The organism is Ensifer sp. ENS08 (assembly GCF_014852195.1).
Lineage (GTDB): Bacteria > Pseudomonadota > Alphaproteobacteria > Rhizobiales > Rhizobiaceae > Ensifer > Ensifer adhaerens.
On the sequence record NZ_JACVBF010000005.1, the window covers coordinates 37,821 to 56,969 of the forward strand.

At 60.4% G+C, this 19,149-nt stretch carries 17 protein-coding genes and 2 pseudogenes; 8 read left to right on the forward strand and 11 right to left on the reverse strand.

The annotated features are described in order from the left end of the window. Window positions 1-7: 7 nt before the first annotated feature. A complete protein-coding gene (locus tag IB272_RS13900) occupies window positions 8-370 on the reverse strand; it encodes a helix-turn-helix domain-containing protein (RefSeq protein WP_192444472.1) in 363 nt (120 codons plus the stop codon). Between the two features lie 337 nt (window positions 371-707). On the opposite strand from IB272_RS13900, the gene IB272_RS13905 reads away from it, so the two are divergent. Next, window positions 708-1,058 (forward strand): GFA family protein, encoded by a 351-nt coding sequence (locus IB272_RS13905; protein WP_034798240.1) that lies wholly within the window; start codon window positions 708-710, stop codon window positions 1,056-1,058. A 79-nt stretch (window positions 1,059-1,137) separates the two neighbouring features. Here the strand turns inward: IB272_RS13905 and IB272_RS13910 are convergent, their stop codons facing one another. Beyond that, window positions 1,138-2,475, reverse strand: coding sequence for a TolC family outer membrane protein (locus IB272_RS13910; protein WP_192444473.1), 1,338 nt, complete (start codon window positions 2,473-2,475; stop codon window positions 1,138-1,140). 227 nt (window positions 2,476-2,702) lie between these two features. Here IB272_RS13910 and IB272_RS13915 point away from each other — a divergent pair, with 227 nt between their 5' ends. Both IB272_RS13915 and IB272_RS13920 read left to right on the forward strand, forming a co-directional pair. After that, complete coding sequence (locus IB272_RS13915) at window positions 2,703-2,912, forward strand: DUF2892 domain-containing protein (protein WP_060520293.1); 210 nt, start codon at window positions 2,703-2,705, stop codon at window positions 2,910-2,912. After that, window positions 2,909-3,427, forward strand: coding sequence for a sigma-70 family RNA polymerase sigma factor (locus IB272_RS13920; protein ID WP_192444474.1), 519 nt, complete (start codon window positions 2,909-2,911; stop codon window positions 3,425-3,427). The genes IB272_RS13915 and IB272_RS13920 overlap by 4 nt, the downstream gene beginning before the upstream one ends. A 52-nt stretch (window positions 3,428-3,479) precedes the next feature. On the opposite strand, the gene IB272_RS13925 is transcribed toward IB272_RS13920, so the two are convergent. The 6 genes and pseudogenes from IB272_RS13925 to IB272_RS34885 form a co-directional block, all read right to left on the reverse strand. Beyond that, the gene (locus IB272_RS13925) at window positions 3,480-4,865 is read right to left on the reverse strand and encodes a HAMP domain-containing sensor histidine kinase (RefSeq protein WP_192444475.1); all 1,386 of its coding nucleotides are present in this window, start codon (window positions 4,863-4,865) and stop codon (window positions 3,480-3,482) included. Next, a complete protein-coding gene (locus tag IB272_RS13930; RefSeq protein WP_060530510.1) occupies window positions 4,865-5,536 on the reverse strand; it encodes a response regulator transcription factor in 672 nt (223 codons plus the stop codon). The genes IB272_RS13925 and IB272_RS13930 overlap by 1 nt, the downstream gene beginning before the upstream one ends. Window positions 5,537-5,972: 436 nt before the next feature. Next, the gene (locus tag IB272_RS13935) at window positions 5,973-6,818 is read right to left on the reverse strand and encodes a DUF3313 domain-containing protein (RefSeq protein WP_246810364.1); all 846 of its coding nucleotides are present in this window, start codon (window positions 6,816-6,818) and stop codon (window positions 5,973-5,975) included. 476 nt (window positions 6,819-7,294) lie between these two features. Continuing rightward, window positions 7,295-9,412 (reverse strand): carboxy terminal-processing peptidase, encoded by a 2,118-nt coding sequence (locus tag IB272_RS13940; RefSeq protein WP_192444477.1) that lies wholly within the window; start codon window positions 9,410-9,412, stop codon window positions 7,295-7,297. A 129-nt stretch (window positions 9,413-9,541) separates the two neighbouring features. Continuing rightward, a pseudogene (locus tag IB272_RS13945) lies at window positions 9,542-9,910 on the reverse strand (helix-turn-helix transcriptional regulator); the annotation flags it as partial. Then, a pseudogene (locus tag IB272_RS34885) lies at window positions 9,902-10,205 on the reverse strand (helix-turn-helix domain-containing protein); the annotation flags it as partial. The pseudogenes IB272_RS13945 and IB272_RS34885, both read right to left, overlap by 9 nt. A gap of 176 nt (window positions 10,206-10,381) precedes the next feature. Between IB272_RS34885 and IB272_RS13950 the strand changes: the two are divergent. Next, entirely contained in the window at window positions 10,382-11,083 is a 702-nt protein-coding gene (locus IB272_RS13950) for a DUF899 domain-containing protein (protein WP_060520299.1), read from the forward strand. Between the two features lie 833 nt (window positions 11,084-11,916). Beyond that, window positions 11,917-12,750 carry a S41 family peptidase gene (locus IB272_RS13955; protein WP_192444479.1) on the forward strand — a complete coding sequence of 278 codons (834 nt, stop codon included), beginning with the start codon at window positions 11,917-11,919 and terminating at the stop codon, window positions 12,748-12,750. A 102-nt stretch (window positions 12,751-12,852) separates the two neighbouring features. On the opposite strand, the gene IB272_RS13960 is transcribed toward IB272_RS13955, so the two are convergent. Further along, window positions 12,853-13,353 carry a DUF1801 domain-containing protein gene (locus IB272_RS13960; protein WP_060643687.1) on the reverse strand — a complete coding sequence of 167 codons (501 nt, stop codon included), beginning with the start codon at window positions 13,351-13,353 and terminating at the stop codon, window positions 12,853-12,855. 665 nt (window positions 13,354-14,018) lie between these two features. On the opposite strand from IB272_RS13960, the gene IB272_RS13965 reads away from it, so the two are divergent. Further along, window positions 14,019-14,648, forward strand: a complete 630-nt coding sequence (locus IB272_RS13965) for a flavodoxin family protein (protein ID WP_060643666.1) — start codon at window positions 14,019-14,021, stop codon at window positions 14,646-14,648. Window positions 14,649-14,678: 30 nt separating this feature from the next. Here the strand turns inward: IB272_RS13965 and IB272_RS13970 are convergent, their stop codons facing one another. Together IB272_RS13970 and IB272_RS13975 are read right to left on the reverse strand one after the other, a co-directional pair. Next, window positions 14,679-15,113, reverse strand: coding sequence for a helix-turn-helix domain-containing protein (locus tag IB272_RS13970; RefSeq protein WP_051659405.1), 435 nt, complete (start codon window positions 15,111-15,113; stop codon window positions 14,679-14,681). A gap of 116 nt (window positions 15,114-15,229) precedes the next feature. Continuing rightward, window positions 15,230-16,132: a LysR family transcriptional regulator gene (locus IB272_RS13975; RefSeq protein WP_060520301.1), complete on the reverse strand. Its 903-nt coding sequence runs from the start codon at window positions 16,130-16,132 to the stop codon at window positions 15,230-15,232. A gap of 166 nt (window positions 16,133-16,298) precedes the next feature. Here IB272_RS13975 and IB272_RS13980 point away from each other — a divergent pair, with 166 nt between their 5' ends. Beyond that, window positions 16,299-17,504 (forward strand): MFS transporter, encoded by a 1,206-nt coding sequence (locus IB272_RS13980; RefSeq protein ID WP_112975607.1) that lies wholly within the window; start codon window positions 16,299-16,301, stop codon window positions 17,502-17,504. Between the two features lie 293 nt (window positions 17,505-17,797). Continuing rightward, a complete protein-coding gene (locus IB272_RS13985) occupies window positions 17,798-19,138 on the forward strand; it encodes a sugar ABC transporter substrate-binding protein (RefSeq protein WP_192444480.1) in 1,341 nt (446 codons plus the stop codon). Window positions 19,139-19,149: the final 11 nt, after the last annotated feature.

A 19,149-nucleotide genomic window follows, 5' to 3' on the forward strand; every position in this document is an offset into this window, starting at 1 on the left:
TGCAGTTTCAGTTTCGGCCGGGATCGGCGCCACATCCTTCGCCCTTCGCGGCAAGCCTTGCCTGATGTTCCTCGCCCCAAGTCGACAGGACCGTGACCGCCTCGTTCAGGGTCTTGCCGAACTCCGTCACCGAATACTCGACCCTTTGAACGGCGGCCGGAAAAACCTCGCGGCGAACCAGACGATCGGCTTCCATTTCGCGAAGTTGTTGTGCCAGGACCTTTTCGCTGATCCCCGGCAGAAGACGTCGCAATTCGCCGAAGCGACGCGGTTCGATGTTGACCTCCCACAATATCAGGGTCTTCCATTTGCCGCCGATCGCGTTCAGCGCCGATGCGAAGCCACAATCGTCCTGCTGCAACCGTTTCACGCGCCCCGCTCCCTACTTTCGAGTTACCGCTTACTTTAAAGTGCGTAATTTACAGGCTCCGAAAACCGCTCCTATTAGACGGCAGCTTTCAATCGGAGTTGTCGTTCATGACCAATATAGGTGTTGCCGGCGGCGGGCGCATTGGCCCCGCGCGCGCCCGGCTATTTCTGAAGCCTGGCACGTTTGCGGCAAGATATCTGTCGCGTGAACGCGCGGCCCTGGCCAGGTCCGTGCCATGACCACAAGCGATCGCCTGCAAGACAATGGACGGCCGCAGACCCTAGAGTGCGCCGGAAAGCGAACGGCAAGCTGTGCCTGCGGTGGCCTGAAGATTACCGTGAACGGACCCCCTGCCCGTGTCTACGCCTGCGCCTGTCTGGAATGCCAACGCGCAACGGGATCGGGCTTCGGCTATCGCGCCCGATTTTCCAGAGCGTCCGTCATCGGCATCGAAGGGGAACGCCGGGTGTGGCGACGCGGCAGCGACGCCGGCCGCTGGGTGGACCAGACCTTCTGCCCGAAATGCGGAACGCTGGTCTACATGGAGGCGGAGGCGCTGACGGACGCGGTGATGATCTCCGCGGGCTGCTTTGCCGACCCGGACTTCCCGCCGCCCGCCGCCGTGTTCTGGGCCTCGCGCCGACACACCTGGTACGACCTGACGGAAGGCATCGAGACATTTGGATAGGGCCGATTTCCCCTCAGACGCAACATGTCGCAATCCACCGCGGCGAGGGCCACGGCGCAACATTAGGGAGCTTGTCCGCTCATCGTGTCTCGGTATCCGCCCGTCGGGCCACGAGGCCCAGGTCCTTGGCCCCGAGCCTGCCGATGGCCGACAGGATGCGGTAGCCTCCGACGACGGTCTCCCGCTCAGCGGTGGCGAGCTTCACCTGCGCCTTCACCACGTCGGCCTGGGCTTCCAGTACGTTGAGTAGCGTGCGCTGGCCGATCGCTTGTTCTGCCATCATGCCGTCCTTGGCCATTTTTGCCGCCTTGACGGCGGCCCGGTTGGCGGACGCGGTTGCGAGCGCTCCCTGGTATTGCGCCCAGGCAGAGGCCGCCTTCGACTGAACTTCGGCGTGCTGAACGTCGACGGTGAAGTTCGATTTCCCGAGGTCCTCCTTCGAGCGCCGTACCTCGGCCGCCGCCTTTCCTCCCGGATAGATGGGTACCTTGAGCTCGATGCCCGCCTTTTGCTCCGTCGCCGATCCGTCGAACGCCATTGCGTCGATCGCGCTCACGCGCGCACCTCTGCCAATCCCGATCGCCCCCTTCACGGTCGGCAGGAGCTTTCCCTCGCTGACGGCAACATTGAACATGGCGCCTTCGGCGAGGTGCCGTTTCGCCAGAAGAGCGGGATGCTGCTTGGCGGCAATCGCCAGCGCCTTATCGATGTTGGCGGGCAGCATTTTCACGGGAACTTTTCCACCGGTTAAATTGCCCGGTTCGTCGCCGATGACCTGCCTGTAGGTCGCTTGGGCACGCTTGGCTTCGGCATGGGCGAGGCTCAGTTCCGCCTGCGCCGCAGCGCGGCGCGCCTCGGCCTGAGCGATGTTTGTTCGGGTCCGTTCGCCTGCTTGGTGGCGGGCGATCTCGGATCGCGTGAGCTCCTTGAGGAAATCCAGATCCTGTTTGCGTAGCGCGACGATGCGGCGCGTCAGCACCACGTCCATATATGCCTCGGTCGCCTCGAACAGGATGTTCTGCGCGGTGTTGCGGGTGTTTTCCTCGGCGGCGCGCTGTCGCGCCTTATTGACCTCGACATTGTTGGTCGTCTGCAGGCCGTCGAAGAGGGTCTGATCGAGAACGATACTAAACGTGCCGCGATTGGTCGCCGCACTGGAATTGTACCCGATCCCGCTGCGCCAGGTGATTTTCGGATGCATCGCCGACCGTGCGATGTCGATGTCGTACGCGCTCGCGCGCACTCCGGCCCGCGCTGCATTGAGCGTCGGGTTGTTGTGGTAGGCCTTCGCCAAGGCACTTGAAAGCGGCTCGGCATGAGCCTCAGCCATGGCAATCGGAGCAATCATTGCAACCAGGGTCACCAGTATTCGTTTCATCGAACAGGAATCTCCGTTGGGAACCCGGATGGCTCGCAAGCGAGATAATCCGGATCGAGGGCACGGAGACGCTCGGCGGACGGCGTCAAGGGACGGCCAACGGCCGAACAGCACTTGGCCGGCGCCATGGCAGAAGTACAGCGGCCCAAATTTGGTACCGATGGATCCGCCGTCACGAAAAAAGTCGTGCCGTCGCGAATCCTTTTCCGGGTTCCGCGCCTCTTGTGACTGAGACGATGGGTCTCGGTTTGCACCGGAGGTGTTGCATGACATTTTTTCGCAAGAATATAGGTAAGGGGCAGCAGATCGTGCGGATTGGCCTTGGGGTTGGCGCGGCTGTGATGGCATACAGTTTCCTGAGCGGGTGGATCGCCCTCTTGGTGGGCGTATCGGCCCTCACCTTCGTCCTCACCGGCCTCATCGGCTATTGCCCGGCCTGCGCCGTTGCCGGGATCCATGATCGGATCAAGCCATGAACACAAAGGCGGTGACGACTGAAACTTTCGAAGCCGCCCGCCACGGCGATCGCAATGCGATCGTCCGGCTGCTCGAGCGGACGCAGCCGGATATTCGCCGATATGCCCGAGCAACCTGCCGGACCGCCGATGTCGACGATGCGACACAAGAAGCGCTTTGGCTTCTGTCGCGCCATGTCGGCGCGATCCGGGCACTCGCGACCCTGTCGAACTGGTTGTTCAGCGTGGTGCGGCGGGAGTGCCTGAGGCTCGCCCGACGTACCGGCATGATCGCCGCCGTAGACGAGGACGCACTTGAAACAAGTCTGGTGCAGCGGCCCGAACATGCGTTGCGGCTTGATCTGGCAGCGGCCTTCGAGGCTCTGCCGCCGCACTATCGCGACGTGGCTCTGATGCGCGACCTCCAGGAGATGACGATCGACGAGATCGCCGCGGCTCTCGATCTTTCGCGACAGGCAGTGAAAGCGCGGCTGCACCGTGCACGCCTGCTGTTGCGCGAATATTTGGCGGAGTGAGCGAGCCGAAGAGATTGTGCGCGAGCGGCTTCAAGGAACAATGGCGCGGCTATCACGAAAACGCGGATTCCTTCGCAGTTTTCGGAAACGCCAGATCGACGACCAAACCGCCGTTCGCTGCTTCTCCGAGCGCCACGGAGCCGTTGTGTGCCGTCATAATCTGGGCAACGATGGCCAGTCCCATGCCTGTTCCCTCACTCGCGCTGGTATTGCCCCGCACAAACGGCCTCAGCATTTTCTCGCGCTCCGCGGCCGGGATTCCTGGGCCCTCATCGCTGACCCGCACGATCCGGGCTTGCAGAACCTCGACTACAAGCACTTCCGTTCCGCGTGCGTGTCGCATCGCATTGATGATCAAGTTGTCCAAGACCAGGCGAATGGCCGGTTCGGAAACGGGGACAATGACCCGCCTCTCTGCTTTGAACTCGATGTCCATGCCCTGCTTCATCACGGATGGCACATGCTCGGCAATGGCCGCGCGCGCGATGGCTGCGAGATCTACCATGGTGAAGGTCAGCGCCTGGCCTGACAAACGCGCCAACTGCAACGATGTCGTGACGATTGATGCAAGCCGCGCCGTGTCGCGAACAAGGACCTCCCGCACGTCCGGGTCCTGAACAAGGTCGAGCTTCAACCGCAATTTGGTCAGCGGCGTCCGCAATTCGTGGGATGCGTTGGCAAGAAAGTTTCGCTGCGCTTCGAACGCGTTGTCGATACAACCGAGCGCCGTGTTGAACGCGGCAACCATCGGCTTCAGTTCTATCGGAGTGTTGCGATCCGATATCCGGCGACCATTGGGAAGCCCGTCGATCTGCTCGGCTGAATCGACAACCCTTCTTACAGGGGTTGCGATCGTGCGCTTGACAGCAACGACAGCGATCGTGGCCGTGGCAACAAGAACAATACCCAGAAGATGGTAAAGCCCCTGCGGCCAAATTTCGCGCAGGACCACGAGCAGCGTTTCAGCATTCGAAAATGTCACTCCGCCGACCACAACGAGTTTGGGTGGATCCTCCGCGTTCAGTTTTCGGAGCCCGAGAAATTGCTGCTGGCCCGCCATGTAAGAAAACTCAGAGGAAAATACCTGGGGAGAGGTCGTATCGATGATGTCTTGAACCGATGCCGGCACGGCGCCGTGTATGATGGTTTGGGTTCCGTCACTGACAAAGTACCAGAATTCGGACTGCTCTTCGGAAAGCCTGATAATCTTTTCCGCAATTACGCCTTCGACCTCGAGCACAAACTTGCCGGTGTGATCGTAGCTCACACCATCCTGGAGAAGTTCGACGACACTTTCGACTGCGATTTTTTTCCTGCTCTGCCCGTCCGTCAACAGGAACACCGCGACGGTGAGGACGGTGCTGATCACCATCATCAGCGCCATGCCCAAGATGAGCACGATGGCCACCGGAAAGGCGATTGAATTCGGACGCCTCATTACTCTTGCACCAGCATGTAGCCGATGCCGCGAATGGTCCGGATCGTTGCGCTGCAATTGCCCTCGCGCAGACGCTTGCGTAGCCGCGAGACATGGGAATCGAGCACGTTGGACTCGATCTCCTCGTCGATATTGTAGACGGCAGCTTCAAGATTGTCGCGCTGCACGACGCGCCCTGCCCGCCGGATCAACGCTTCCAGAACGGCGAGTTCGCGTCTCGGAACGCTCAGCGCGTTCTCACCGATCATGGCGGATCGATTGATGAGATCAAACGATAGATTGCCGAATTGCGTGCAGCCGGTCTCGTCCAGGCTGTAGCGACGAAGAACCGCGCGCGCCCGTGCAATAAGCTCCATGGGCTCGAATGGTTTGCCTACATATTCGTCTGCGCCCTTGTCGAGCGCAGACACGATATCGGTCGGATCGTCCAATGCCGTCAGAACGAGCGTCGCCGGCCTCGGGCGGAGTTGCCGCAGCGTCGGCAGCAGCGACAGGCCGTCACCATCAGGTAGGTTGCGGTCGATGACGACGAGATCGAACTTGAAGGCAAGCAGTGCCGCCTCGGCATCCGCAAGCGTTTCGAATACATCCGCAACGCCGATCGCGGCTTCCAGCATGGTCTTGAGCGAAGACGCCAGCTCACGATCATCTTCTACGATCAGAATTCGCATGTTGCCTGCCAGTGTCGACTAGAATTGAGTTTTGAAGATGCGAATATTCATGAAGGAAACAAAAAAGGACTCTAAACAACACGACGTAAGTCAGGTCGCAATCATCCCAATCGAAACAGCCCTCTCTAAAACATCCGGCATCCCTGCGGAATTACTCGTAAGAATACATGGGAGGATCGTAATCGCGTCCTCTACGGCGTTCATCGGACATATCAAGACGTTGCACGCAATTAGCATGAGCATCGGTTCCCGGCACGAATCCGTACTCGGCACAACGGTTTCTGTATTCTACGGTTTCGCATCCCGCCAGCACGATCAGCAGGCCCGCTGCAATGAAAAGACGCATAAAATGACCTCGGTTTATTTCTCGTTTTGTCGATGCCTGGATCCCATTGCCACCTTGCGACAATGTTACGAGACACAAGCGTAGTCCGCCTCAGCGGCTGCCAATGGAAGGGGTTGTTTTTTCGGCAGAAACGGCTGTTCCGGTTGCCGCGAGGGCGAGCTTGCCTCCCCTGTCCGTCCAGGACGGCGGCGCTCCGATGGAGGCGCCGATCATGCCGACCACACCCGGCGCACGCACGAAGTCCTCACAGGTCGCAGAACCGGGTTTCCCACCAAGCGACGTGCGAATGTCATAAACGGACGGCAAGTACAGATCGAAATCTCCAGGTTCTTTGCCGGCGACGACCATTCTTGAGAAATCCTTGCCGAAAGCCGCGGCCAGGTCATAGGTGTCACCAACCTGCGAAACGCGCGCTTCACTCGTAAACGAGTTCGCGCCCTTCGACCAAACGATCGCCGCCGTTTGTTTGCCGGTTCGATCGACGGCCTCCGCTTCGACGGCCAGCCCGCCGAGCCCGAAGGGCAGTCGTGGTATGCCGACCGGCAAGGCAAGCGAACTGCCGATGGAAATCGCCTTGGCGGCACCAGCGACGGACGGCTCGGTCGGGACAATGTCCGTAACAACCGTTCGGACCGTCAGATCTGCGGGCGTACCGAACGGGACGATCCGATATTTTTCGCTCATGGTGATGCAGATCGCGCGGTCAATCGCGTTCGTTACCAGCAGGCGGTCCTTCTGCTTCTCGACACGCTGCAGCGCAGGCGGGGCCAGAGACGTCGGCGCGATGCTCACCGTTTTGACTTCCTTCAGGCCATCCTTGCGGAAATAGACTCTCTTCTTCTCGAACTTCCCCTTCGGAGCACTGAGGTTGCTGTAGGAGGTAAGCGTTCCTGCTTCCTTCAAGGGAACGGTCGTACATCCCCCAAGAGTGAGCATGATCGACACTATTCTTGCGATTCCCCGCCCCCCTGCCACGCCCCTTCTATGGCTGTTTGTCTTCTCATTGCATGTCATTCGCCCAGAACCCTCGTTGTCAAAGACGAGCGCCGATTGGGGTCCTGCACCTTGTGAAAACATTACGAATTCAGCTCAAACGCGCTGACTACCATTTGAATTCAATATCCGGGAAAAATCAGGTCTCTGACAGCGTAATGTTCCTGCAAAAGAACAATAGGACAAGGATGTACGGTGATTTTACGCTGAGTACATTGAAGTACCTTTTTATGTTTTTTAGCGCGATAATCCTATTCAGCATTCTGTTCCTGAGCGCATACTCCATTTACTCGCAGCTCAGCGACGCCAACGATATTTTATAGGCTTGTACGTCTGCGCTGAGCGCGGGAAACAAAAAAGGTCGACAAAGGAGTGCTTTGTCGACCTTTCCTCAAGTACCCGCGCATCGGCCGAGCAGACTAGTTTCCGGTGGCGCTTGCCGGTGGCTGCGTGGCTGCCTTCAATCCACCTTCCTGCAAATCCGCCTCATCGGCCAGAATGGCGGTCGCCTCAGCAAGCAGAACGTCCTTTGCGTTCTTGCGGGCGTTTTCCATTGCGATATCGGCACTCAGGCTGCGTTCATCCGCATTCAATCCATCGTCCTCACCGGTATCCTCGCCATCGCTTCCCTGGGCTCGAGCCTTAAGACGATTTTCGCGATCCTTCATTTCCTTGCGACGTTCGGCTTCGTTGAGGGAGACAACGCCTTTTTCGCGTTGCGCCTTGATGTCGGCGATGTCTTCGAGGAGGCGCTGGAAATCGGGGTCGCTTGCAATGCGCGCATTATGGCGGTCCTGCAGTGCCGGCAGCAGCGCCGTGACGGTATCGGCCGGCGTATAATCCGCAGGCTTGATCTCTGACCACGGCAGGGCGTTATCATAGCTCGTCTCGCCAAAGCGCGTCGGGTCGGAAAGCCCCGGCAGACTGATATCGGGCGTTACGCCGTGCAGCTGCGTAGTGCCGCCATTGACCCGGAAGAACTGGGCGATCGTCACCTTGAGTTCTCCAAACGCAGGCTTGCTGTTGCGGACCATCTGGTCGAGGTCGACGACGGTTTGAACCGTGCCCTTACCGAAGCTGGGCTCGCCGATGACGACACCGCGGCCGTAGTCCTGGATGGCCGCAGCAAAAATCTCAGAGGCCGAAGCCGACCCGCGATTGATCAAAACACCGACAGGCCCTGACCAGAGAGGCTCAGGAAACTCCGAGCTTGTCACCACGACCTTGCCGTCGCCACTGCGTTGCTGAACGACCGGTCCAGAGCCGATGAACAGGCCGGTCAGGGCAATCGCCTGGTCCAGCGAACCGCCGCCATTGTTGCGAACGTCGATCAGAACGCTGTCGACCTGTTCCTGCTTCAGCTCTTCGAGAAGCTTTGCGACGTCGCGGCTCGCGCTGCGATAATCCTGCTCTCTTTTGCGCCGGGCTTCGAAATCCTCATAGAAGGCCGGAAGAGTGATCACCCCGATCTTGCGGGTGGTATCGCCCGCCTTCACAGACAGAACGCTCTTCTGCGCCGCCTGCTTTTCGAGGCTGATCTTGTCGCGCACGAGGGTGACGATGCGATGGGCGGCGTCTGCTCCCGCATCGGCCGGCAGAACGTCGAGGCGCACGACCGACCCCTTCTTCCCGCGGATCAACTGCACGACTTCATCGATGCGCGTGCCGACCACTTCCTTTATCGGGCCGTCGTGACCCTGCCCAACGCCGGTGATGCGGTCTCCGACCGCAAGCTTGCCGGACAGCTGCGCCGGCCCACCAGGCACGAGCTCGCGGATCGTCGTGTAGTCGTCGCGTTCCTGCAGTACCGCGCCGATTCCAACCAGCGAGAGCTTCATGGCGATATCGAAATCGGCCGAAGCGCGGGCGCCAAAGTAATCCGTGTGCGGATCGACCGACGTCGTGTAGGCGTTCATGAACGACTGGAAGACGTCGTCACTCTTGTACTTGGAGGCACGCTCGAGCGCGTTTGCATAGCGCTTGTCGAGCGTTTCGCGAATGGCCGCATCAGTCTTGCCACTGAGCTTCAAGCGCAGCCAGTCGCTTTTCACGCGCTTGCGCCACAGCTCGTTGCTCTCGGCTTCCGACTGCGGCCAGGGCGCCTTCTCGCGCGACAGGGAATAATCCTCCTGCTTCGTGAAATCGAAGTCCTGCTTCAGCAGTTCGCGCGCGTAGTTCATGCGGTCGACGACACGCTTTCCATAGACGTTGAAGATCGCAAACGGGATCTTCAGGTCCTTCTTCTTGATGGCGTCGTCGATCTCGTTGCGGTCAGGTTTGAAACTGTCGATGTCGGCCTGCAGGAAGAGCCCACGATCCGGATCGAGGGACTCGATGAAGCTGTCCATGATCTTGGCCGACAGGGCGTCGTCTAGCGGAACGGGCTTGTAGCTGTAGCGCGTCAGAAATTTTGCGCTCAACTGTGCGGCCTGTGCCTGCTGCTTCAGCGGCTCCAGAACAGGAGGCGAGGCAACGTCTGCATAGGCGGACGGCGCGATTGCAAGAAATGCACCAAGGAAGACGTATGAAATGCGCATTCAGCGTTGACCCAATTCTTAATGCCGAGTGTCGAAGAGGGATCTAGGTGAAGCAATTATGGCTTTTTGGCAACCGGATTGATCCGACGCCGAGGCCGGCCTTACGTCAAGGCAGGCTTCCGCCCGGGACTAATGGAGCGAGCCTGCCGCCCGGAATTCACCCGGCGCCATCCCGTAAGCGCCCGTGAAAAGTCGGTAAAACGTTGCAAGACTATCGAATCCGCAGGCATAGGCAACCTCGGTGACGGGCAAGGCGGGCCGCTCGACGCGAAGCCGCCGTGCCTGCGAAATCCGCATCGATGCCAGCGTGCGAGCGAAGGTCAATTCCGCGTGTTCGACCAGGACATGCAGCTGGCGCACGGAAATACCGAGCTCGAGCGCGACCTTTGCCGGCGTCAGTTTCTGCTGGTTTTTGTCGCGCGCCATGATCTCTTCGGCGGCATAGCGCAGGCCCGAACGAAGGGCCGCACGCACCTCGGGCATACCGGGTTTCAGTCTGTCGAGAATGGTCACCGGGTGGGCGGCATGTTCACTGATCCAGCGGCCGTGAATGCGCTTGATCGGCAGCGCATTGAGATAGTTCCAGCGCTCTCCTGCCCGGCTGACGATGATCAGGTCGGCCTCTTCCAGCACCTTCAGATGCTGCATGATGGTACAGCGATCCATGTCTGAAAAGGGCGGCGCAGAGCATGCCGGTGGTCTGCGCCTCGCCCTTGAGGCGATCGAGCATGGCCCGCCGGCGTGGATGGGCCAATGCCGAGAAAACCAAGACTTCTTCCCGCTCGCTTGACATGTTATTGTTTTACAACATATTGACGCCAGATGGGACGGAGACCGCGCAGGTAAGATCGGATTGAGAGCTTTTCGGGAGCAATCGAACCGAGCCGGTTGGCTGGACGTCGCCGATCGGAGTTCAGCGTTGCAACGATGCCCCCACGCAAGTTGCCCAAAAAAGGGAGATCATTGAGAATGTTGCCTAAGATAGTTTCAATTGATGAGTGGCAAGCCGCAATCGAACAACAGATTGCCAGGGAGAAAGCCCTCACCCGCGCACGCGATGACTTGAGCGCCGAGCGACGGCGCTTGCCGATGGTCAGGATCGACAAGGACTATTCGTTCGAAGGCCCCACGGGCACGTTAAGCCTTGCCGACCTCTTCGATGGTCGGCGGCAACTGATCGTCTATCACTTCATGTTCGCGCCCGGATGGAAGGCGGGCTGCGACGGCTGTTCCTGGGTCGTGGACGCGATGACCCACCCGGCGCATCTCAACGCACGCGATACGTCCATCGTGCTGATCTCGCGCGCGCCGCTCGAGAAGCTGCAGAAATATCAGGCCCGGATGCAGTGGCAGCACCCGGTCTGGTACTCGTCCATGGCGAGCGACTTCAACCACGACATGGGGGCCACGGTCGCCGACCCGGATGACCCGACCAGGACCAGCGAGCGTCATGGCGTCAGCGTTTTCCTCAGGGACGGCGACGATATCTACCGCACCTATTTCAACGGTGCGCGTGGCGTCGAGTATCTCGGCAGCATGTGGACGTATCTGGACCTGACGCCCTACGGTCGCCAGGAAACATGGGAAGTGTCTCCCGCGGGATGGCCACAGACCGAACCCTACGTTTGGAACCGGCGCCACGACGAATACGGGACCGAACCGGCCTTCTGATTTTCCCCGGCGGCGAGCATGGAATTGTCGTGCTGCCGTTCCTACGTCTTGTCTTGCCGATCGTCCGACCTCCGTCATTGCTGCGGGCCCGAACAGGGCTCGGGCGCGATGCTGAAGGAATATCGCCGGCCCTGGCTGGAGCGCTGAATGTGGGGATGGATCGCGCCTTGAAGAGGGGCGCTGTTGGGGGCCGCAATCGATGGGAAACGAGACACAAATCGGCAAGGAAGGTCCGGCGCCGAGGGGCAACAGGTTTTGGCGGCGGCGCGGCGTTCGGATTGCATCGATCGCGCTTGCTGCCTTGCTTTTCCTGCTGGTCGCGCCGCTTGCGGCTATTCTCTATCCGACGCTGAAGAGCTATCCCCGAAGCGACTTTCCGGCCGCGACCTTGCAACTGGAGCGCAACAGGCAGGACCTTGCCCATCTGCGGCGCCTGATCGAGGTCGACCGCAGCTTCTCGCCGACCGCCCAGGTCGCGTTTGCCGATGCCCTCGAAGTGATCGAACAACGGGCTGGTGATCTCGACCGCGCCGGTCTGGCGATCGCGGCTGCAAAAGCGGTCGCGCTCGCCGACAATGGGCACACCAGCGTGGTCGGCCTCGTCGGCGGCCACAGCTTCAATGCGGTTCCCATCCGGCTTGGCTGGTTTGCCGACGGCCTGTTTGTGATCGCCACGACAGGCGAGCAATCGCACCTTTTGGGCGGAGAGATCCTTGAGGTAAATGGAAGAGCGACGGAGGCCTTTGTCGATGCGCTTCGGCCCTATTTCGGCGGCCCCGCCAATCTCGCCAAGGAATTCGTCCCGAATGTCGCGATTTCGCCGGAATTGCTCCATGCCGCCGGCCTTGCCAGAAACCGCCTATTTCATCCGTCGCGCGGATGGAAGCGCTGCGCAGATCGCTCTTGTCGCCACGTCCGGTGCGCCGGAACCCTTGAACGCCCATGTCTGGCCACGACGCGATTTCAGTCCCTTGTCACAGACCGGTCGCGGCGCCGGGTGGCGGCACGTGCTCGACGATGTCACGCTACCGGCCTATCTCACGCGCCCCGACGCCAATGTCTGGCACCACTATCCCTTGCCCGATCTTCTCTACATCCAGATCAACCGCATCAGAGATGCGACGCCGGAGGGCCTGTCGCAGGGGCTCGCCAAGGTGCTGGACGAAGCTGAGAAAAAACCGATACGCAATGCAGTCGTCGACCTGCGGTTCAACAATGGCGGCAATTACGAACTGACCGCCGATTTCTCGCGAAGGCTCCCGGCCATCCTGCCGCCGGAGGGACGGCTGTTTGTGCTGACCAGCGCGAACACGTTTTCGGCCGCGATCAGCACGGCGGCGCGACTGAAGTACTTCGGCGGCCCGCGCACGGTACTTGTCGGCGAGCCGATAGGAGACCGGCTGCAGTTTTGGGGCGAAGGCGGCCGCACGGTTCTGCCGAACTCGAAGATCACCATCCGTTACTCGACGGCCTATCACGACTGGGAACACGGTTGCAGCCTGTCGGAGATCAGGACCTGTTTCCTGCTGAATTACGTCTACGACGTCCCGGCAGGTCCCCTTCAGCCAGACGTCGCGCGCTCCACTAGCTTTGCCGACTATGCCGATGGCACCGACCCGGCAATGGCCGCCGTCATGAAGATACTCATGGTGGGCAATGCCGATTGAGAAGCAGCTTGTGGGGAGGCAGGGCCGCGGCCGTACGCCGCCGTGGCCGCTGACATCCGTTGGCCCGGCCATTCCCGGCGGCGAAGGATCTGCGGCGACGCTTTACATCTTCTCGCCCGGCAGTTCGCTGGCCTGCTTGACCCAATCCATGAACTGCGCCTCGTCGAGTTCGTCCGTCTCATAGATGTCGAGATAACGAACATCCGGCTGTTTTGACGTGCCGGGAGGTAAGGGGCTGAATTGCGCCCCGCGGAAGAAAGCGACCTTCACGTATTTCGTCATGCAATGAAAACTGAGGAACCAGACATCCTTTTCCACGCCATAAAAGGGAGAGTTCCACTTGACCGCTTTTTCGACGCCGGGAACGGTCTTGACGACCAGCCGGTCCAGCCGCTTGCCTAGATCGCTTTTCCACCCCGGCATCGCAGCGATGTACTGCTGCACCGGCGCATTTCCGTAGCCCTTTGCGATCTGCGGATTGCCGCCGGTTAGAAGGACGACGCCATCGGCCGATTTTGTCGGCGGCGTCTTGCGTCCGATCTTTGAGCGTGGCGCAAGGGAAGCGGCTTTCGGTGCGTTCTTTCCGACTTTCTTCTCAGACATCCCGGACCTCGACTGTTCCGTCAGTTCGTTCAGGGTCGGATCCACCGTGATGGGCGCGGAGCCCCATACCAAATGGCTAAGCACGATACATAGCCATCCAGCTATGCATCGGTCAAGAATAAACCTCCGGTGTCAGCTGCATTGCGGGCCGCAACTCGATCAGAAAGCCGCTTCGCCAAGTATTGGCCATCGGCACGGCATCCCTCCACAGCCGTAGGGTCATGGCATGCAAACGGTCCGGATCCCCTTGCGATCCCGACCTGTGCAGCAGCGGCTCTCGTGACGAGCCATCATTCGGGATCTCGAGCGTGCTCTCCACCAACACCTTGACCGCCGGACAACACCCATGCCCAAACGGCTGTAGACCTGCTGAACTGAAAAGACGCTCTGCCGACACGACTGCGCGCGCTGTTGCAGCCTGCTCCGGTCGATTTGCCACGTGGGCCCAAGGCCACGGCCGCGATCCCTTGTCACCAGCAAGCGCCTCTACCCGGCATGTGCCGAACTGGCCGTCGCGGCCCGAACCGAATAGCGAAAGAGCGAAAGCACCCGCAACATAGGCACCCCAAGGTGCGTACTTGTAGGTGGCCTCTGCGCCCGATAGGCCTGCAGCCAAGCCCTGGAGTTTCCCTTTCCAGGTTGTCCGCTGCTTGAGGAAGATATCGATGAAGGCAATGGTTCTCTGCTCCAGCCCGCGGCGCGATGGAAACTCCACGACGATGGCGAAAGCGGTGGCCGATGGCCTGCTTGAGGCGGGCCACGAGGTCGAGACCGTTCACGTCGACGACGTCCTGTCGGCGCTGCTTAGAGACTGTCGCCAATGTCGTATGCCCGATGGCGAATGCGCGATCGACGACGGTTTCCGGCGGGCGTTCTTTGGCTCCTACCTTCCCGCTGACGGTTTTGTCGCCGCAAGCCCGATCTATTGGTATGGCGTCTCTGCGCAGTTGAAGGCGTTCTTCGATCGAATGTTCTGCTACGTGGCCGCGTCGCATCCACAATCGGCGTCCGTTGTCGCGCAGATGACTGGAAAACGGATCGGCCTCGTCCTCAGCTCAGAAGAGACCTACCCCACCGTTTCGTCCAGCCCGCAGCATCAGTTCCAGGAATTCAGCCGCTATACGCGTTCGACCTTCGTCGGCGTCGTTCATGGCCATGGCAACGCACGCACAGATATTTGCCGCGATCCGAGTGACCCGATCGGACGGGCACGCGTGTTCGGTCGGAACTTCTTCAGCGCTCACACCTCCGACTACCAGATCGACACGCCGCGATCAGGTCGCGTCTGGGCGTGAGCCGTCTTGCGTGCGCGCAATATCTTTCGGCTAGGCCAGGCGGACCTTCCGCCGCCTGGCCGCCTTTGCCTCGCTCGCGGCCGCATCGTATTGCTCCCTGAAGTAATCAAGCTCCGGAAAGTTCCGCTCCGCCCATCGGTCGAGGCTGATGAGCGTTTCGCTGAGAGACAGGCCGACTGAGCTCAGACTGTACTCGACATGGGGCGGGTTCGTCTGGTGATCGTGACGCTGCACCAACCCGTTGCGCTCGAGGTCCTTCAACGTCTGGGTCAGCATCTTTTGCGAAATGCCCTCGATCTTGCGCAGCAACGCGCCATTGCGCATCGGGCCCGCCGCGAGCGCCGACATGATGAGGATCGCCCATTTCGTCGATATCAGTTCGAGCGCATGCCGAGCCGAGCAGGATGCGTCGAACACGTCGGGATTGCTCGCAGGCGGGGCTCCAGCTTGCGGGGGCAGTTTCATCATCACCTCAAGGACATGCCGTTGCGGCCGCCGCTCTTCACGCCTCACAGGTAGTGCGCGTGATCGCGCCCCACAAGTTGCGAGTAGCACAGCCGAAGGCATGAGGGCGCGCCGGGCTACGCCCAGGGCGCACCGGCCGCCCATTCCGCTCGGATGGCCTCAATAAAAAGGCGGACCTTTGGAGAAACGTGCTTTCGTGTCGGATAGACGACGCAAACAGGCGGCTCGTCGCGTTCGAATTCTTCGAGCAGGGGGACAAGCCTGCCTTCCCTGATGTCGCGGCCCACCAGGAAGGCGCCGAGTTGCGCAAGGCCCGTTCCGGCGAGGCAAGCGTCGCGAATGGCCTCGGTGTTTCCGAGACGCAAGTTTCCCTGAACACCGACGTCCCGGTCTCCGCCGCCGACCCTGTAATGCCACGGTACCGGTCCGCCTGCGTGCTTGAACCCGATCCTGTCGTGGCGCGTCAGTTCGTCGATGGTGCGCGGCGTTCCGCGCCGCTTTAAATACTCCGGCGCAGCGCAGGTTATGAGCCGATGAGAGGCCAGGACCCGCCGCACGAGGCGACTGTCGGTGGGCCCGCCGATACGAACGGCAACGTCGATTCCGTCGCCGACGATGTCGCGATACTCATCCGAAAACGAAACCTCCGCTTCCACCTCGGGCCAACGGTTCAGGAAGCGCTGGAGAACGGGCAGAATGTGCAGCCTACCGAGGGCGATCGGCACATCGATGCGAAGGCGCCCTCTTGGGGCCTGGTGCCGTTGTGCCAAGGCGAACTCCGCGTCGTCCACTTCTGACAGGATCCTGATCGCATGCTCGTAGAAGAGCTGGCCCTCCTCGGTGAGGCTGACGCTACGCGTTGTTCTATGGATCAGCCGCGTTGCCATATTGTCTTCAAGACGTGCGACACATTTCCCGACCGCGGAACGGGAGAGGCCGAGCCGTTCCGCCGCCAGGGTGAAGCTCTGGTCATCGGCGACACGAACAAAGGCGCGCACATCGCCGAGATGGTCCAGCATCGCAAGATCCTATTGGGGACGATTCGTCCCTTTTGTTTCCATAAGGCCGAAGTTTATCTGAATATCGGAAACAGTAAAGAATGCCTCGCAACGTCCCGGCAACGGGACATGAAGGATTGGCTGGGCGCCACAACGTGCCTCGCCCCAGAATGAAAGAGGCAATTAGATGAAACTCCAGGAAGAAACCGACGGACTCCAAAGGAAGGGAGGCCCTGACCGGGAGAATTGGCTACCGGTCTATGCCGCCGGCCTGTCGACCTTTTGCGTCGTGACGACGGAGATGCTGCCCGTTGGGTTAATGACGCCGATCGCAGACGACCTTCAAACGTCGATGGGGACCGCCGGTTTGACGCTCTCGCTGCCGGCGTTGCTTGCCGCGCTCTTTGCGCCCACCGTGGTACTCTTGGCCGGCAGGATCGACAGAAGGCGCATCCTGACCACCCTTCTCTTGCTGCTGGTTGTTGCAAACATCATTTCGGCGCTGGCCAGTACGATCGGTTTGCTCCTGGCGGCGCGTATCATTGTCGGCCTTTGCATGGGCGGCATCTGGGCCGTTGCCGGAGGCCTTGCGCTACGGCTGGTTCCGGGCCGATCGATCGGTGTCGCAACGGCGATCATTTTCGGCGGCGTTGCAGCAGCGTCGGTTCTTGGCGTTCCGGTCGGAGCCATGATCGGTGACGCGGCGGGCTGGCGCTTCGCGTTTGCCGCGATGGCGGTCTTTTGTGCGATCGTGCTTGTGGTCAATCTCTGTGCGTTGCCTGCGCTGCCCGTCCACCAGTCCGTCCGGCTCAGCCAGTTTGGCCATCAGCTCTTGAACCGCCGGATCCAGCTTGGTTTGGCGATCACGTTCCTGTTCGTTGCGGGGCATTTCATGGCCTACACCTTCATACGTCCGCTTCTGGAATTTGTTTCGGGCATCGGCACACAATGGGTCGGGCTCATGCTGTTTGCCTATGGAGCCGCTGGTATTGGCGGAAACTTTGTTGCTGGCCCTGTCGCCGCCAGGCGTACCGGCGCGACCTTGCTGTGCATTGCCGGTGCCCTTGCTGCTGTCCTCTTCGGCTTTGCTCTCTTCGGAAACTCCGCTCTTGGCGGTGCGGTCGTCCTCATCTTGTGGGGCATCGCCTATGGCGGCGTCTCGGTCTCATTGCAAACCTGGATGATGAAGTCGGCACCCTCCGACATCGAAGTCGCAACGGCGCTGTTCGTCGCAATCTTCAATATCGCCATTGCCGCCGGATCCTTTGCCGGCGGTCGCATTGTCGATCAGTTCGATCTCGGCACCAACCTGCTCGTAGCGGGCATCCTGCCGTCCCTCGGAATTCTGCTCGGATTGAAAGCCCAACGTGCGGCCACTGGCAAGGCTGACTGATCATCGGACATATATCGAGCGGATCGCACTCACCATCTGTGCACAACCGGATGGACCGGGACGGCTTTCGTCCCGGCTCCGGCGGATCAGAAACAATCGCTTGAGGAAATTCCTACTCCGGCCGGGGGGAGAGAGAAGCAAAATCATTCCGCAATACTACATAAAATACATAGACTATATGTGTATGAGCCCAGGATTCTCACGCATGATGCTGGCAACAACACGTGCGCCGGACCCGTTCCGCCCACAACGAATGACAACGCTGGCCAGCCCAGATTTCGACGGAGGATCTCATGTCCAGTTCCATTTTCGGCCAGGCCTATCGCCGCCGCAGCGTGCTGAAATCGCTCGCGGCTGCCGGCGCCCTGCCCTTCATCGCGCCACTTGCCTCCTCGACGGCCCTTGCGTCCGGCAACAAATATGCCGGCCGCACGGTCAATCTCCTGATCATCCAGCCGCATGTCGTCACGGGCAAGAAAATTGCCGAAGATTTCGAAAGACTGACCGGAGCCAAGGTCAACGTCACGGCGGTGCCCTACGACCAGGTCAGCGTCAAGGCGACGCTGGACGTGCAGTCGGGCGCCAACCAGTTCGACGTCATCGACTATTTCTATACCTACAAGGGTCAGCTCGCCGAAGATGGCGTGATCGAGGACGTGACCGATCTCATCGAGCGTGACAAGGCCGAGATCCAGCCGGAAGACTTCATCCAGACGATCTACGACCAGTACACGCTGCATGACGGCCGTCGCTATGGCCTGCCCTATGACGGCGACAGCCATCTGTTGTTCTATAACCGCGAGCTGTTTGATCGCTACGGCCTGAAGGCGCCGGCAACCTGGGACGAATACAACGAGAACGCCAGGGTGATCACCGAGGCGGAAAAGAAGAACGGCATCTATGGTGCTGCGGTTCTGGGCGCGAAGATCCCGGTCATCATTCTTTCCACCTATGCCAACCGGCTCACCGGCTTCGGCGGCAACTTCTTGAAGGCGGACGGCACCTCGGCGCTCGACAGCACCGAGGCCGTCGAAGCCCTGAAGTCGCTGCTTGCGTCGGCTCCCCATGCGCTGCCGACCCCACTTGAAACCCGCTTCGAAGAAGGGCTGCCCGCGTTTCTCAACGGCAAGGCTGCACAGATCGACTTCTGGACCGATCTCGGCGGCTATGCACAGGACCCCAAGGGCTCGAAGATCGTCGACAAGTGGGGGGTGACGCGCATTCCCGTCGGCGGCAGCAACAAAACACCCCGCCTCGCCTTCAATGCCGGCTTCGGTTTTGCGATCACCAGCGGATCGAAAAACAAGGACGTCGCCTGGGACCTGATCAAGCTTGCGACCGGCAAGGACTACCACCAGGAGCTTCTGGCGCTCACCGGCTCGGGCATCGACCCGGACCGCCAGTCTGGCTTGAAATCTAAGATTTTCAGAGACTTCCAGCCGTTGGTGCAACCGCTGCTCGATGATGGCGCATTGGAAAACAGCCTTGCCTGGCCGACCGCCGTCTATGCGCCAAAACTCGAAAATGCGCTGACCGACGAACTGGCCCTGGCGCTCGCCGGCACCAAAAGCGCGGAACAGGCGATCGCCGATGCCCACCAGGCCTGGACCGAAATCATCGAGACCAACGGCTGATTGCTTGCGGG

What these genes read in the sequence shown, in the direction of transcription:
- IB272_RS13915 (WP_060520293.1), top strand. Translation starts at nt 2,703, where the DNA reads ATGACATTTTTTCGCAAGAATATAGGTAAGGGGCAGCAGATCGTGCGG.
- IB272_RS13920 (WP_192444474.1), top strand. Translation starts at nt 2,909, where the DNA reads ATGAACACAAAGGCGGTGACGACTGAAACTTTCGAAGCCGCCCGCCAC.
- IB272_RS13925 (WP_192444475.1), bottom strand. Translation starts at nt 4,865, where the DNA reads ATGAGGCGTCCGAATTCAATCGCCTTTCCGGTGGCCATCGTGCTCATC.
- IB272_RS13930 (WP_060530510.1), bottom strand. Translation starts at nt 5,536, where the DNA reads ATGCGAATTCTGATCGTAGAAGATGATCGTGAGCTGGCGTCTTCGCTC.
- IB272_RS13935 (WP_246810364.1), bottom strand. Translation starts at nt 6,818, where the DNA reads ATGCTCACTCTTGGGGGATGTACGACCGTTCCCTTGAAGGAAGCAGGA.
- IB272_RS13940 (WP_192444477.1), bottom strand. Translation starts at nt 9,412, where the DNA reads ATGCGCATTTCATACGTCTTCCTTGGTGCATTTCTTGCAATCGCGCCG.
- IB272_RS13950 (WP_060520299.1), top strand. Translation starts at nt 10,382, where the DNA reads ATGTTGCCTAAGATAGTTTCAATTGATGAGTGGCAAGCCGCAATCGAA.
- IB272_RS13955 (WP_192444479.1), top strand. Translation starts at nt 11,917, where the DNA reads ATGCCGCCGGCCTTGCCAGAAACCGCCTATTTCATCCGTCGCGCGGAT.
- IB272_RS13960 (WP_060643687.1), bottom strand. Translation starts at nt 13,353, where the DNA reads ATGTCTGAGAAGAAAGTCGGAAAGAACGCACCGAAAGCCGCTTCCCTT.
- IB272_RS13965 (WP_060643666.1), top strand. Translation starts at nt 14,019, where the DNA reads ATGAAGGCAATGGTTCTCTGCTCCAGCCCGCGGCGCGATGGAAACTCC.
- IB272_RS13970 (WP_051659405.1), bottom strand. Translation starts at nt 15,113, where the DNA reads ATGAAACTGCCCCCGCAAGCTGGAGCCCCGCCTGCGAGCAATCCCGAC.
- IB272_RS13975 (WP_060520301.1), bottom strand. Translation starts at nt 16,132, where the DNA reads ATGCTGGACCATCTCGGCGATGTGCGCGCCTTTGTTCGTGTCGCCGAT.
- IB272_RS13980 (WP_112975607.1), top strand. Translation starts at nt 16,299, where the DNA reads ATGAAACTCCAGGAAGAAACCGACGGACTCCAAAGGAAGGGAGGCCCT.
- IB272_RS13985 (WP_192444480.1), top strand. Translation starts at nt 17,798, where the DNA reads ATGTCCAGTTCCATTTTCGGCCAGGCCTATCGCCGCCGCAGCGTGCTG.